The following is a 15539-nucleotide window of genomic DNA, read 5'->3' as shown; positions in this document are numbered from 1 at the left end:
GACGAGCTGGTCGAGATTTTTTTGATTGATATGGATGTACGCTCGTGGAAGAATTTTGAAAGTGATGTTCCAGTGATACTTATATGCTTGATAAAACTAGTAATGTGTTTCTGCTCTTTTTACTATCGATTGGGCTTGATAATACAAAAAAACAGGAGTTCTGTAATCAACAGAACCCCTGCTTCCAAGCTTGATCATCCAATTTTACTAAAGTCTGACTCTATTTTTCAAACTCAGGAATTTTATTTTCGTTAACATTAATATTGCTGTCAATGTTTCCTGTTCCTGAAATCTTACTTTCATAAATGATTCCAGTTACCGTTTTTTCTGGATCATTCACAAATTGGTAACGACTATAATTGCTTATCGTCTGATCACCTTCAACATACACATACTCTATACCATTTACATAGTTAGCTGCTGCATTTACACTCTCATTCAGTGCAATAGATCCTGATCCTGCAATCTCTCCGTTATTTACAAATGTAGTGCCCGGTAATATCACGATTGCATTTTTAGCGATCTCAATAACCCCATCATTATTAACAGCAAATCCAACATTAGATAATGTTAAACTTCCTTCAGTAACGGTAATCTTTCCGTTATTGTAAGTTTTACCGTTTAAGCTTGTGCTTCCTTTACTTACTCGAAACTCGCCATCTTCATTAATGGTATTCATACCGGATACGGATAGTGATCCGTTTTTGCTAACCTCCAGTAAACCATTGATTGTAACATCACCATAAACACTTACTCTACCCTTTAGGTGGTCATTGTAATTTCCATTAATACCAACGATGTTCATTGTTCCGTTAATTTCCACATCATTGTTAATATCAAGGGCACCATTAACATTAATGACGCTACCTTGTTGTAAAACGATGCCTTCTTTACCTCTTAGACTTAATAGTCCCAATTCTGGTATATTAACTTCTCCACCTGAAGCAATTGTTAAATAGTCTGATTGTACAGTTGAATAATAATAGTTTCCTTGCATCTGTTGCTGTGAGTTTGTCTTAATTTTACCACCATCAGTAACAAGTATGTCTCCATTAACATAAAGACCACTTCCACCGTACTGAGTACCTGTTAATTTCAACTCTCCACCTGAAACAATAGTAAAGCTAGAATTACTAATAGATAGCGATTGATGTTCCTTCAGCTCTAACAAAGTATTTAAGTTTACAGCTTCTCCATAGTAATGAACATGAACATTAGCATTTTCCGCAAGTACAGAAACTACATCTGCCCATTGGTCTGTACTAATATATTGAGACTCAGTTTCTTCGGTGCGATCACCTATATCGTGCATATTAATATTAATCTGTTGTGAACGACCACCAGCTTCAACTGTTACATATAGATAGAAGGAGTTTGAAGTTCCAGCCATTTCTTTGAAGTTATATTCTGATAGAGTTGTGACTTCTAGAAGCCCCCCATCAATTAATTTTGTTTCTAATTCAATATCATGACGTGTACCATTGTTCCAAAAATATCCGCTTGCCTTAGTTGCAGCCCCTTGGTAGGTTTCACCCTCGAAAGGAGTAAAGATTAATTTAAGGCCATTAAAATTTGAAAAATCAATTTTTGCATTTTCATTTGCAAAGTATCTTCTACCGTCAAACGAAGCATTTAAGTTCAATCTATAGTTATTTGCAATAGCGTCACCTGATAAGTATCCATTAAGGTATGAGTAGTAATCCTCATCTTCTTCACTATTAGCTGTTAACAATACCTCGACCTTACCAATGCCTCGATTTACATTAAACGTTTGCTCTCTCGTTGACGAACGTTCATTTGTTTCAACCGAAACCGTTACTGACTCTAATACGATTGCAGCACCTTCATTATCAAACCATTTAATATAGGAATAATAGTTACCTGTAATCACTTTAGCATCTTTATCAGAAACCACTACAGTAGGTAACTTGATCGTGCCGCCTACTACTGCTTCAGCATTTTCTGAGCTTGCAGCTGCTGCTGCTTCAGCCGAATCACTAAGCACATACTGAGTTGCATTCTCTGGTGCTGAGATATTTACATAATATTCAAGATTAGCATCAAGTTCATTAGATTCATCAAACGTTATCTTAACTACACCCTTGTCATTCACCGTGTAGTTCACAACATTCATATCATACCAATCTACAATAGATATACGATTGTTAGCAATATATGCTCCTTCAAGCCAAAGAGCTTTAATCGTCATATTCATATAAATTGGGGAATTATTCAAATCAACATTCCAGCCTAAGAAGAAATACCCCTCTTTTGTTGGAGCCTCAACTGCTGGCGTAATTTCGCCTAGCTTCACTTTTACAGCAGGAACTTCGCTTCCACCGTCCGTGTCAAAGCTAATCGTTAGTGGAGGGATATTTCCAATATAAATCGTACTCAAACCATTCAGTACAACGCGAACATATTGTTCCCCGTTTATTAAAACAACTTCTCCTGGTACACTTTCTTGCTCGCCAATTTTGTTCGTATGGCCAATAAGGAATACATGCTGACTAATATCTTCCTCTGCGCCGAATCCTAGACTTGTTTTAGAAAGTGTTAATGTTGTATCACCTACTGGATGAATAACTGTTGCGTTACCATCTTCTGACTCAACTAATAGTGCTGCTTCAATTGCAACATATTTAACAAGCTCTTCAATATCAATGTCTTGATATTGAGCTTTAAGGTTTTTCGTAACATTTTCTTTTTCTTCTTCTGAAATCTCCACCTCAGAAGCTGTTACAGAAAAAGAAAGTGAATCGGTTTCTGCTAGAGTAACATCGTTTCCTTGCTCATCCTTGAATGTCACAACATCTGCAATAACAACTGGTGTGTTGTCTACATCTTTATTAGTAAGATCTACCTTCGCTAGAACCTTACCAGTTGCATCACTTGTAACTGTACCGGAATACCTTCCAGTACCAGTTACTTCAGCAGTTATCACTGCGCCTGCATCAAGTGCTCTAACCTCGTACGTTGCAGCTTCTGAAACTAATACACCATTAGCAAACCACTTCACAGTTGTTTGTGCATTAGCTGGTTTTACTGCAACAGAAAGCTGATCACCAGAACGAATCGCTTCGTTAGCTACGTTAGTAGTGCCGCGTTGAATTGTCGCTTCTTTCACTTGAATAGTAGTGTTACCTCCACCGCTATTGCTTCCACCACTACTCCCCCCACCGCTATTGCCAATGTTGTCACTTGGCTCAGGCGTCGCAGTTGGTTCTGGTGTTTCTGATGGTTCGGGAGTCTCACTCGGTTGCTCAGCTACAAGCTCTGCTGATTTATCTAGGAAACGCTCAGTAATTACTGCTACAACTGCGCGACTTGCTGTCCCTTTTGGATTAAAGACATTTCCTTTTTCACCTTCTACTAATCCAAGCGCTACAGCCTGATAGACTGCTTCTTTTGCCCATGAACTAATCTGTGCATCATCAGCAAACAAAGAGCTGGATTCATAGCTGCTTAGATCGTATTCCATATATACACTTAAAAATCTAATCATAAGTACAGTAATTTGTTCACGGTCCAATAGATTATTAGGACCAAAAGTACCATTACCATATCCTTCAGCTAACCCGGCGCTTACAGCCCAATTGATCGCCTCAGTGTACCAAGCATTTTCGGGAACGTCGGAAAAACTATGTATTTGTTCTTCTACTGCTGGAGCCTCTAACTTTTCTGCTAATCTATGCAGTACAGTAACAAACATTGCGCGTGTCATCGTGCCTTGCGGATCGAATGTACTTCCTGTATTACCTTTAAACAGTCCATTTTCAACTACTTTATTAATAGATTCCTCTGCCCAATGGCCTTCGATGTCTGAGAATCCTGTTGCTTCATTAGCAAACACTTGCACTGGTATTAGTCCTACTACCATGAAGCATATCAAAAACATAGCCACGTTTCTTTTTACGATTAATCCAAATCTACTATTCACTCTGCTTTCATCTCCTCTAAATAAATTAAAAAATACTAAATTGTGACAATATACCCCGTCAATAATACCTAATAACCCAAGTTTTGTAAATCAAAAGATAAAACTATCAGAAAGTATAAGGAAGGACTCCTTATCCGATGAGGGTACAACTGCCTATCTCAAATGTGCGATATCTAAACGCCAACTACGCTGTCGCCTAGTCAAGCACAGCAGCATATAGTAAAAAAACGGTAAGTTGGGCATTTGTCTTATAAGATCATCTTGCCATCGTCATGGAGGGAAAAGAAGTGAATATGTCACAGTCTGCATTATTTGAGCATCGATTTTGGCTGCAAATTTTAGGGGATCATGCACGGTTTATTTTCAATACGCTATCACCGTTGGAAAAACAAGACATACAAGCAGCAGCCTCGTATATCGAAGCATTTGATCAGCTGCTTGGCACTGCCAGAAATATTCAGATGGAGGCAGAATTACAGGAGCTGGCTACTCAAGCACATACGCTGACAGAACAGTTCAGAGCATTTAAGCTTGATCTATTAAGCAGAGCTTTGCTTGGAAAAGTGAAGATTGGCTTGACACCTACCTTTATTAATCACATGGTCAACGAGCTTGAGGAGTATTTACGTATACTAAATGAGCTCGTACAGGGTAAGCCTGTGCCTGTTTTCGATCCTTTACATCATGATTTTTTGTGGCTTCCTGATGCGGCTGGCCACGCAGCAGCTATTGCAAGTGATTTGGATAGTGTGGAGAAACGGTTAATCAAGCAAAGTGAAGCCTTCCAAAAGCATTTTGAGCAGCTCTATATGAAAAGTATTGAAATGGCAGGATACATGAGAACGAACCTTAAGGATTTCCCAGCATTCCGAAGACTCCATCATGAGGTTGATATTGAGATGAAACTATTTGTAGGTTTCCTCAATGAATTGGAGGAAATGCAATTCTCAGCTGAGGTGTTAGACAGAATTAGTCCTTTAATGCCCGACCATATGATGCGAGAGGAATGCTATTATTTAACGAAGTTAGCGCAGCATGGTTTAGTTTCATCTCCTGATTGCCAAGCAAATAAACCACGGGTAGAGGATTAATGAAAGTAGTAATTTTGTAGGTATGAACGTTTGAAAAAAAATCCCCCTACATGAACGAGCGCTCGCGCTGTAGGGGGATTTGTCATCCTATATAATCGCATTACAGCTGTCAGGAAAGCTCAGCTCGTAACGCGAGAACATTTACTAATAATTTTCCGAATGCTTTCGCCGGAAAGATAATACATACGTTCTAGCTCAACCGTTGACGTTCCGCTGCAATAAGCCCGGTAGATCGCTTCATTGCGATCCTTGAGCCGTTCCTTGGAGCCACTTAGCTCTCCCCAGCTTGCCCGTTGCTCATCCTGCTTCGGAATGTACAGAAGCTCACCGTCAATGTATTTCTGAACCTGCTTCAATAACGTGGGGGGTAGCACATCTTTTCCATTTTTGTAGATCCCCATCGATGCCCTCCTTACTCTTTTTTGTTGTCAAGCAATCGCTGGTTTTCAATGCAATCTGCATGTACATGGCTTACCCGCCTCCTTTCAATTAATTGAATATCAATCATTAGCACTTGAGACAACTGCACTCATGAGAATTACGAAGTGGGGAGCCAAACTTGGCTCCCCTTTATGAACGGGTACTCGTTAAACGAGTACCACCTCTTGGTTCTGAATCATTTCACTCAGCCTCCCTTCCACACATTTCGTCGGCCCGACATCTATATTAAGCCATAAAAGGAAGCATTTGTGCAAGTGATAGAACAGATTAAATTGTTTTTTACCATTTACTAACCACAAACTCAACGAATCATTTGTAGATAAGCATAATTTATATGTCCTATGGTCAACCTAATGTACAAGAAAATATTAGAAATGGAGTGCGATTACCAATCATGAATGAACACGATAAAGCTCTGGAAACGGTACGCAGCTTAATTAAGGGAATCGAAATCGCAATGTTAACTACTGTAACAAGTGAAGGATTAGTGTCTCGTCCAATGAAAACACAAGAGGTTGAGTTTGATGGGGATCTATATTTCTTAACCATGAAAAGCACTGGAAAATATGAAGAGCTACAGCAAAATCCACATGTTAATGTCGTCTATGCTGGTGCATCCTACGTTTCAATCCGAGGTACTGCACAACTACTCGATGATCGAGAAAAAATAAAAACTTATTGGAATACTGCCTATGAAAAAATGCTTAAAACGACGAGCGATGACCCTAATCTAATTTTAATAAAAGTTCATGCAGAAACAGCAGAATATTGGGAAACTGGCAATTGGATGAAATCGATATTAGAATTAGTTTACCAGCTAACAGGTAAAGAATCCAAAGAAACTAACATTAACAATCAAATTAATTTGGACTAGGACCAATATAATCCCCTTTTTAAAGATTTTCTGACAACCTCACGTTTTTATTAGCTTAAAGATTCTGCGCTCGAATAAGATTTGCCCGTAGATGCTGTGCCATTTTAGCTTTAGTTCCTGATTCATTGTCTTCTGTCCCACCTTTACTGCGTTCTTCCGGCTCCGTTTTTACCGAAGTAACGTAAGCCATTCGCTTCTCGCTGCATTCAAGTGTTCACACCACGAGGTCGCTCCGCCCATGTTTGGTCATGAACATACTCCCAGCGTCTGACTTCTAAGTAACGTGACTGCTGTCTGTATTTATAGCTCATGCGATTATGAGCATAGATACGACTGCCTATTTCATACAAAAAATGCCCCTGCAATAAGCAGAGCACGAGTGAAAATTTTCATCTCATTATGATATTTGTACTATTCCCTGAAAAACTGCATTTGCTTACGGTCCGCACTGACCTAAGCAATAATCAATCGTAGTTGCAAATACAAGACCGCTTCCTCGAATGCAAATTACACAACTTGTTCCAAATGTCACAGCACAAAGGGCTCCAGAAAGAATTCCCAGGCCTGCTAATGCCCAAGCGGCAATTCCTTGATCAGCTAAACAATCATTCATACAGCTCCAGAAAGAATAGGTTTGAAATTGGGATGCTTTTTCTATTCGTTCTTCAACAAGCAAATTACCATCTAACTATGCTTTTACATTCCCAAATTCCTCATCGACATCAATGAACTGTGTTTCGATTGTTCTTACTAAATCTTCATCAGTTGAGTAAACAAGGCTATAAGAACTACCTTTCTAAAGCTGTAGCATAACTAAAAGTTTATATCTGCCTTGCTAGTATTACCCAAGAAAGAAAAACAGTGATGATTGTTAGTGAACATAAAATGTAGAGGACATCCATGGCGGTTAAAGTGAGGAGCTCAAATTGTATAATCGTCATTAATATAAAATAATAAAATAAAAGAGCAAAGTACGAAATGAACATCCCCTTTTGACGGATATATGTTGTTCGCTCGTCTTTTTGTTTAAATTGAGGATACAAGTATGCCAAACAAAAGCACATTACAGTAAGAGAGAGTATAATATAAACCATAGGAGCAGGAGCGGCTTTGGCCATAACTGCAAGCAAAATCATCCCCCCAGTAAGAAGAAGCCCTAAAACACCCATAACAATGTACATTCTTTTTAGCACCATCAATACATACCTCCTTGATGTTTTCTTATCTTTCTTCTTCAAAAAAAAATATACTTTCTACATTCGTTTCAAATAATTTTGCTATCTGTAACGCTAATGGAAGTGAAGGGTTATACTTACCTTTTTCAATTGAAATAACAGTCTGTCTGGAAACTCCAAGCGCTTCCGCCAAACTCTCTTGGGAATATCCGTGTAGTTTTCTAAACTCAGGTAATCTATTCTTAAGCAGCGTACGTCCCTCCAATTTATTTAAAGTATACTGTAAAGGAAGTTTTACGTAAAGCATCCTTTACGTAATATTATCCGTAAAATAAAGCGATTGATATTAATAAGCACAAGGAATAATAAAATCAATCTAAAGGGATCCATCCAAGCCATGATCATTAAAAGCCATACTCAAATCGACAGTTCTTTTCCAAATCATGCAGAGTATAATTCCAAGACTCCAAGACGCTGTTATATAATTCAAGACCTGTTCCATTACCAGTTGCTATATGATCAAGTAAAAATATATATCCTTCCAGATTGTGCGTTGATTTGCTTTTATCTTCGGAGAGATAGCAAAAGTTTCTGAATTCGTTATTCCGCATTGAATACCCCAAGTCTTTAAATACCTTTAATACCAACTCAATTTTTACTAACTCATTTTCACTTACCAGCTGCCTCAACTGTATCCCAGATGATTGAACTAAAGCTACACTAGCTACTATTTGTTCTCTATTGGTTTGTAGAATGGCAGATTCAGTCATAATATTATCACTTGCTAATGTCCTCGCCTATATCCTTAAAAAATAACCAAAACAAAAAGCCCACCAACCAAAAGGCTGGTGAGCTTTGCAGTAACTGAATTATTGTTGTTGCTTCTCAATTAAAGCAGCAACATCGTCTCCGAAGGCTTCACTGTATTGTTTAAACAAACCTGTGTCAAAGCCAGAATCACCAGATTTTGCTTCTGGCTTGTTTTGGCTAGCATATTCATACAAGCTATCAATCTCTCCTGAAAGCTTGGACCAAATGTCCTTGATTTGTGCATAGTCATCACCTAGCTCATTAATAACCGTGTCATACTCTCGCTTTTTCTCTATGGACTGTCCAAGACGCTCCAGTGTCAAGTCAATGTCTATCGTTGCCCCTGTGCTGCTGGTGCCTGAATTAATGTACCAAGAAATATCTACAAACCCCTTATTCCAAATGTCTCTTGTAATAAAATTGTCAATTTCTTGCAAAGTTGCTTCTGGTGTTCCTTCTTCAACAGTCGTAATGCTTGAACCAAAAACATTTTCTAATTCCTCGAGCAGTTTCTCTTCCTCGCTTTTCCCGCATCCAGCAAGCAAAGCTGATAATGCCCCCGCAATTACTAACAGTACTAGCCATTTTTTCTTAAACATCTTCTCCTGACTCCCTTTCTATTTTTTACATCATATTACAATTTACTAGAAATATTATCCAATTGCAAATCTACCTGCAAATAAAAAACAGATGGAAAGGACTGACTGCTCGTCCCCCTTTCCATCTGTTCCATTACAGCTTCAAACCTATTAACCTAGCTTGCCGCTTTTATACACTTCAGCCCAGCCTTCAAGATTGTTCGTGCATACCAGCACATCGGGATAAGTCGCTTTCAGGTAATGCAGCTCTTCCTCACGGTCTGGCGTCCAGGCAATAAGCTGGATGCTGCGCCTCTTGGCCTCAGTTGCAAACTCAGGCGTCAGATACACGTATTTAAGCGACAAATACTTAGCGCCCAGCTCTTCCATATAAGGAAAAATAGCTGGCGTCGCTCCATAGATGACAAGCCCCATTTCAATATCCGCACTCAGCTCACGCGATCGAGCGATCGAATAGTGATCGAAGGAAGTTAAAAATATCTGATCCTTCATGTCTACGCGATCAATAACATCAATAACTGCTGCTTCAAGACCTGGATAAGTGTTTCCTATTTGCTTGAGCTCAATATCAACCTGCATGCGATCCTTAACCAGCAGCAGCACTTCCTCAAGCGTAGGAATGAATTCACCGCCGCCAGCATCCAGCTTTAGCAGCTCATCCAGCGTATATTCCTTCACCGCACCTGTTCCATTCGTCGTACGATTTACTGTTGGATCATGAATAACAACGGGAACACCGTCCTCCGTCAGATGAACATCAAGTTCAATATGACTAAAGCCTAGCTCGATAGCAGCTCGAAAGCCGCGAAGCGTATTCTCTGGATGCTTTAATGGATAACCTCGATGGGCTAAGCCTCGTATTGTCATAAATTCGTGCTCCTTCCGTAAGCTAACTGATTTATGGCCTCTATAACGCCCGTACCGTATGATGCCGTGCACACATAATGTGCAGCAGACTTGAGCTCATCAGGACTATTGGCAACTGCGACACCAACGCCCGCAGCCTGCAGCATCGGCAGATCGTTCATCTGATTGCCAATCGCCATCATGCTTTGGCGATCAATGCCTAGCAGTTCCGACAAACGCTCTAACGCCTTCCCTTTACTTGCCTCTGCCGATATAAGCTCTACATAATGCGGCTCGGATTGAAACTTCTCCACGACGTTGTGGAGCTGAGAGGCCCAGTGACTCCATAGCGCCTCAATTCTATCCAGCTCGCCTAACAGGATCACCTTTTCCAGCTCTCCTGTCCTCCAGTCTGAGTCTGTAATCGAGACAAGCGTGCAAGTTACAGATTCCTTATGCTCGAACGCCTCAATATCCTCGTTTCTAGCAAACACTTCAATACTAGCTTCACGAAAAAGCAACACCATAAGCCCACGTTCATGAGCTTCAACCAGCATATCAGCCAGCACTGCCGTATCCAGGCTTTTCCGCTCAATAACTTCGCCTGAGGTTGCAAGTACGGCTCCATTGCACAATATAACCGGCAGTTCTATGCCAATTTGGTCAATAATCGATTGTGCTGTGAATAGAGGGCGGCCAGTTGCGATCGTAAACAGGCCACCCTCCTCTGTATATCTTCTAATAGCCGTAACGACTTCGTTAGACAACGAATGATCTGGCATCAGCAAGGTGCCGTCCAGATCGCTGACAATACAACGAATGTTGCTGATCATCATATCCTCCTCGGCCCGCTGCCAAGGAACACAGGCTTTCTCCAGTACTCAACCTACTCCCTATTCTGCGGTGTTTTATTTAAATGTTGAGTTAGCCATTGCAGATACAATGTGCTTCTGCATAAAGCTGTAGACGATAATAATCGGCAGAACCGCCATGACGCTCGCTGCCATAATAATGTGGAAATACATTGCCTCATCACCTGCGATAGAGTCGCGAAGGAATGCAATTCCGATCGTCAAAACACGCATATCGCTCGAATTGGTCATAATAAGCGGCCAGAAATACGAGTTCCAGGACGATATGAAAATCAGTACGACTAGCGTCACGACTGTAGGCAGCGCCATCGGCAAGAGCATTCTATAAATGATTGCAAATCTGCCTGCGCCATCGACACGCGCTGCTTCAAGCACATCATTATTCAATGATTTGAACGCCTGTCGCAGCAGGAAGATACCAAAGGCGGATGCTCCGTTCGGTACAATCAGTGCCCAGAATGTGTCCAGCCAGGAAAGATTGGACATCATGACATATACCGGAATGAACGTCACCTGATCCGGCACGATTAACGCTGCAAGAATAAGCAAAAACAATACTTCCTTGCCCCAGAAGCGTCCCTTCGCGAAGGCATAAGCCGCCCATAGTGCGACGTTAATTTGCAATAAAATCAAACCAGCAGACATAATTAGCGTGTTGGCAAAATACCTGGCATACGGAATAACGCGAAATGCCTCCTTGTAGTTCTCCCACGCCAACCCCTCAGGCCATAAGGTAGGAACAGCCAAGCGCATCTCAGACTGTGTCTTGAGCGAGCTGACAACCATCCAATACACAGGAAACAGAACAATCAGGGTCACTACTGCGGCAATTATAAACCGTAACGCACTAAGGAAATTATTGTTTTTATGTCCAGCCATTCTGTTATCCCTCATAATGCACCTTCTTCCTGCTGATCAGCCACTGCAAGGCTGTAAGCAGCAATATGATGACGAAGAAAATCATAATAAGCGCCGAAGCTCTGCCCGTTCTGAACTGAGAGAATGCCATCGTGTAGATCCAATACACAACTGCATTCGAGGATTGCAACGGTCCACCGTTCGTCATAATATCAATCGATTGGAACACCTGCATCGAAGATATAAAGGTTGTAATAACAAGGAATAATGTCATTGGCGACAATAATGGCAGTGAAATATAACGGAATAACGTCCATCGGTTCGCCCCATCAATTGCAGCAGCCTCATAATAGTCGGTTGGAATGCTGCGCAGACCTGCAATGAACAGGATCATGGCAAAGCCGACTCCCTTCCAGACGGACACCACGACAAGCGCTGGCAATACCGTTTGCGGATTAATGAGCCATTCCACTGGATCAATGCCGAACAAGGACACAACGCGATTAAGCAAGCCGTATTTACCGTTATATATCCATACAAACACCATCGCTGCAATAACCATGGAAATATAGTACGGCATAAAGATGATGCCGCGCATAAAAGCATACATACGGGTTGATACGTTAAACATCAACGCGAGCAGTAGTCCGATTGCCAATGTCAACACGACATCCATGACCGTATAGGTGAACGTTATTCTGAGCGATTGATAAAAATCCTCATGGCCTAATAAATACGTGTAGTTATCGAGCCCCACAAATTTTTTATCGGGTCTTGTCATGTTCCAGTTTGTTAAACTAATGTACATCGAATTTCCAAGCGGATAATACAAAAACACGCCTAGCAATGCTAATGCGGGAAAAGCGAACATAAAATCCTTCCACTTTTCCACTACCGTTCTCCAGCTTCTTACAGAAGCAGGCGTCCGCGAGGACGCCGCCTGTTTAAGTTTCTGTTGATCGCTCATACTCATAGGTCGATCACTCATAATCCGCTAATACTTCGTTAATTTTCTCCGCTGCCTGCGGCATTAACGTCGTAGGGTCCACATTATTAAGTGCAAGCTCGCCCACTACCTCGATATAATGGCTTCTGAATTCTGGATAGGCTATATGCTGCAAACGAGGGGTCACATCATCGAAATGCTCCAGAACAGCACGGTATTGCGGCCATCTTTCAAAGTACTGCTCGCCGTCTGCTGATTCGATTGCAGATTTGCGTGTTGGCAGGTAGCCTACAGATTCTGCCCACTTGATGTTGTGTTCAGCCGATGTCATAAACTCGATAAACTTCCAAGCTGCTTCTTTTTCTTTTTCGTTCGCGCCTTCCATCATCACGATACCTGCACCGCCAATGTTGGAAATTCGCTTCACATCGCCAGGGATAAAGGAAACACCGATTTCGAAGTCCGCATTTTCTCTGTACATCTTGATGTTGGCAGATGTATGCTGAACCATTGCGATTTCACCATCCAGGAACATTTGGCGCATCGTGTTGGAAGCGCCTTTACCGTACCCAATATGCATCGCACCATCAGTTTTCCACTTATAGAAGTTCTCGATATAGCGCATCGATTCCGGAGTTTCAACCGCTGACGCAGATAGATCGTCTGTTAGAATCTGTCCGCCGCCGTTGATCATCCATGGATCAAAGTACCAAGCGTCCCAGCCTGGAACAGAGAAAGCATAGCGCTTCGTCTGACCGTTTTCCTTCACCGTTACCGCCTCGTTGAACGCTTCGATATCATCCCATGTTTGTGGCGGCTGTACGCCTAGCTCGTCCAGCAATGTTTTGTTGTATACGAACACGCTCGTACTGACGATTAGAGGAAAGCCGTATTGCTTGCCGTTGAACGCATAAGAATTGATCATACCTTCCGAGAAATCATCGATTGCTACTTCATCGCGCAGGATCCACGGCGTCAAGTCTGCAAATACGCCGCCTTCACCAAAGGTTGGCAAAGAAGAAACCTCAACATTGGTCACTGCTGGAACATCTTTTGCTGCTACTGCTGCTTGAAGCTTTTTGTGAAGATCGTCATATCCGCCTTGGAAAATAGCTTCGACTGTAATATGAGGATATTTCTTCGTGAACTCCTCAATCATGTAGTTCAAGCCTTCCATTTGCGCTTCTGCATGGGCGTGCCAATATTGAATCGTAATTGGCGACGTATCCTCCACCACTTTAGCTGGTTCTACTGCTACAGGCTCATTGTTAGCACCTGTATCTGACTGACTTCCGTTAGATGCTTGACCTCCGCCGCATGCCGTTACGACAACTGCCAGCGCACCTGCCATTAAGGTTGCAGCTGCTTGTTTCTTGTTCATTGCTTGTCATGCTCCTCTCACGTTTATTGAATGGTTTGGTGTTAATTTGTGGGTTTTCTCATCATCTCCACCCGTATTTGAACCGTTCCACCCTGTTCTTGATGTGAACTTCCTACCTCATCCCTGCCTGTTCAATTAGCTTGTTCCTCTAATTTCCCTACCAGTAACGCTTATCTCCGATGGACACATAATCTGCGCCATTTGCCAACGCTTCGCGAATTTCTTCCTCATGCCGAATTAGGCCGCCTACAATCAACGGGCTGTTGATCTTTTGCTTCAAGTCCCGTATTACCCTTGGCATCAACCCTGGCATCAGTTCAACCTCATCAGGCTGAACTTGTCCGATCATTTTAATCGCTGTCTCAATCGCAGCAGTATCGATGCCAAATATGCGCTGAATCGAACGAATGCCAGCTTGCCTTGCTGCTGCTATCATGTTTGATTTCGTAGAAACAATTCCATCTATACTGAATGTTTTACTTAGATATTGGACGGCAGAAAGATCTCTTCCAAGACCATTGACCATTTCAACATGCACATGCACCTGTTTGCCGGACTTGTGCAGGTCTGCGATGATTGAAGCTAGTGTCATCATATCTCCCGTCATCAGGTTTACTCTCTTCACCTTGCTCTCTAGTACCGCTTCAATCTGCTCTGGCTTCGTAATTGAAGCTATAATCGGAAGCTCGCCATTTGTCACGTTATCTCCCCCTTCGCTTCTCTTACTCTACAGCGGTCATATTTTTTCGATGTTAACGTGGTATGAATTTTGTGTAAATAAAAAGCCCAGCTAGAACAAAACATTTACAACTCGCATATGTACAGCACATGCGTGTAACGTTTAGCTAGTTTGGGTTTTCTCATCGTCTCTACCCGAATATTTGATTAGTTATACAATAATGTCCAAGTATTCACGCAGTATTAATGGTACGTGAATATATTGTAAAGCGATGTCAGAATGCATTGGTGTGGGTTTGTGAAAAGGAGTACTTGCATTTTATACCTTACGGGGGTATAGTATATTTATCAAGGAGGTGTAACATGCTTAAGCAATATAAGGTTGGAATTTTATTATTTGATTATGTAGATGCGTTGGATTTTGCTGGTCCCTATGAAGTATTCAACTTAACGACTTACAGCAGTAACGATGTAAAAAAGCTTTTTACTAACCAATTAAAGGACAAACCGTTTTCGGTTAGCACGGTCTCTCAAGATGGTAGGCAAATAACTGTACATAACGGGTTGCAAGTAACTCCCGATTACAGCTTTTCTAATGCACCACTTTACGACATTGTCATTATTCCAGGAGGCCCCTTAAAAGCATTGAAGCTGGTCGAAGGTAATAAGGAAATCATCGCCTGGATACAAAGCTACAGTGATAAACTTATCGCCTCGGTATGTACGGGAGCATTTTTCTTGGCACAGGCAGGCATCCTTAATGGAAAAAAAGCGACTACCAATCGTGTAGCCTTAAATCTGTTAGCGAGAAGCTTCCCGGAAGTAGAAGTGATTAGCGGAGTTAAATTTGTGGATGAAGGAAATGTGATTACTGCAGCAGGTATATCTGCAGGAATTCAGATGGCTTTGCATGTTGTTAGCAAATTATTTGATGAAGAGACCGCGAAACGAACGGCTCATACAATCGAGTTAGATTGAGACTACGAACAAAGGAAAAATGAACAAAAAAAGTTAGGCTGCGTGGGACT

15 protein-coding genes are annotated in these 15539 nt (G+C 41.5%); 3 read left to right on the top strand and 12 right to left on the bottom strand.

Annotated features, from left to right (window positions below):
* Positions 1-220 precede the first annotated feature (220 nt).
* Positions 221-3940 carry an S-layer homology domain-containing protein gene (locus ACFP56_RS14655; protein ID WP_379235765.1) on the bottom strand — a complete coding sequence of 1240 codons (3720 nt, stop codon included), beginning with the start codon at positions 3938-3940 and terminating at the stop codon, positions 221-223.
* A gap of 293 nt (positions 3941-4233) precedes the next feature.
* Between ACFP56_RS14655 and ACFP56_RS14650 the strand changes: the two genes are divergently transcribed.
* Positions 4234-5031 carry a DUF2935 domain-containing protein gene (locus ACFP56_RS14650; RefSeq protein WP_379235915.1) on the top strand — a complete coding sequence of 266 codons (798 nt, stop codon included), beginning with the start codon at positions 4234-4236 and terminating at the stop codon, positions 5029-5031.
* A gap of 119 nt (positions 5032-5150) precedes the next feature.
* Here ACFP56_RS14650 and ACFP56_RS14645 read toward each other — a convergent pair whose 3' ends face one another.
* Positions 5151-5432: a CD3324 family protein gene (locus ACFP56_RS14645; protein ID WP_379235763.1), complete on the bottom strand. Its 282-nt coding sequence runs from the start codon at positions 5430-5432 to the stop codon at positions 5151-5153.
* 434 nt (positions 5433-5866) lie between these two features.
* On the opposite strand from ACFP56_RS14645, the gene ACFP56_RS14640 reads away from it, so the two are divergent.
* Positions 5867-6346, top strand: a complete 480-nt coding sequence (locus ACFP56_RS14640) for a pyridoxamine 5'-phosphate oxidase family protein (RefSeq protein ID WP_379235761.1) — start codon at positions 5867-5869, stop codon at positions 6344-6346.
* Positions 6347-7167: 821 nt separating this feature from the next.
* Here the strand turns inward: ACFP56_RS14640 and ACFP56_RS14635 are convergent.
* The 10 genes from ACFP56_RS14635 to ACFP56_RS14590 form a co-directional block, all read right to left on the bottom strand.
* A complete protein-coding gene (locus tag ACFP56_RS14635) occupies positions 7168-7542 on the bottom strand; it encodes a permease (RefSeq protein WP_379235913.1) in 375 nt (124 codons plus the stop codon).
* Between the two features lie 25 nt (positions 7543-7567).
* The gene (locus ACFP56_RS14630; protein WP_379235759.1) at positions 7568-7828 is read right to left on the bottom strand and encodes a helix-turn-helix transcriptional regulator; all 261 of its coding nucleotides are present in this window, start codon (positions 7826-7828) and stop codon (positions 7568-7570) included.
* 97 nt (positions 7829-7925) lie between these two features.
* On the bottom strand, positions 7926-8291 hold the full coding sequence (locus tag ACFP56_RS14625) for a hypothetical protein (protein ID WP_379235757.1): 366 nt from the start codon (positions 8289-8291) through the stop codon (positions 7926-7928).
* 99 nt (positions 8292-8390) lie between these two features.
* Positions 8391-8930 (bottom strand): hypothetical protein, encoded by a 540-nt coding sequence (locus tag ACFP56_RS14620; RefSeq protein ID WP_379235755.1) that lies wholly within the window; start codon positions 8928-8930, stop codon positions 8391-8393.
* A gap of 150 nt (positions 8931-9080) precedes the next feature.
* Positions 9081-9797 carry a glycerophosphodiester phosphodiesterase gene (locus tag ACFP56_RS14615; protein ID WP_379235753.1) on the bottom strand — a complete coding sequence of 239 codons (717 nt, stop codon included), beginning with the start codon at positions 9795-9797 and terminating at the stop codon, positions 9081-9083.
* A complete protein-coding gene (locus tag ACFP56_RS14610) occupies positions 9794-10609 on the bottom strand; it encodes an HAD family hydrolase (protein WP_379235751.1) in 816 nt (271 codons plus the stop codon). The genes ACFP56_RS14615 and ACFP56_RS14610 overlap by 4 nt, the downstream gene beginning before the upstream one ends.
* A 75-nt stretch (positions 10610-10684) precedes the next feature.
* Positions 10685-11542, bottom strand: coding sequence for a carbohydrate ABC transporter permease (locus ACFP56_RS14605; protein WP_379235749.1), 858 nt, complete (start codon positions 11540-11542; stop codon positions 10685-10687).
* Positions 11532-12473, bottom strand: a complete 942-nt coding sequence (locus ACFP56_RS14600) for a carbohydrate ABC transporter permease (RefSeq protein WP_379235911.1) — start codon at positions 12471-12473, stop codon at positions 11532-11534. Before ACFP56_RS14600 ends, ACFP56_RS14605 begins: the two co-directional genes overlap by 11 nt.
* A gap of 13 nt (positions 12474-12486) precedes the next feature.
* Positions 12487-13833 (bottom strand): ABC transporter substrate-binding protein, encoded by a 1347-nt coding sequence (locus ACFP56_RS14595; RefSeq protein ID WP_379235747.1) that lies wholly within the window; start codon positions 13831-13833, stop codon positions 12487-12489.
* 157 nt (positions 13834-13990) lie between these two features.
* Complete coding sequence (locus ACFP56_RS14590; protein WP_379235745.1) at positions 13991-14533, bottom strand: glycerol-3-phosphate responsive antiterminator; 543 nt, start codon at positions 14531-14533, stop codon at positions 13991-13993.
* 341 nt (positions 14534-14874) lie between these two features.
* On the opposite strand from ACFP56_RS14590, the gene ACFP56_RS14585 reads away from it, so the two are divergent.
* Positions 14875-15489, top strand: a complete 615-nt coding sequence (locus ACFP56_RS14585) for a DJ-1/PfpI family protein (RefSeq protein ID WP_379235743.1) — start codon at positions 14875-14877, stop codon at positions 15487-15489.
* Positions 15490-15539: the final 50 nt, after the last annotated feature.

It is taken from the genome of Paenibacillus septentrionalis (assembly GCF_042659865.1).
Lineage (GTDB): Bacteria > Bacillota > Bacilli > Paenibacillales > Paenibacillaceae > Pristimantibacillus > Pristimantibacillus septentrionalis.
This window is presented reverse-complemented; position numbering and strand designations above follow the sequence as displayed.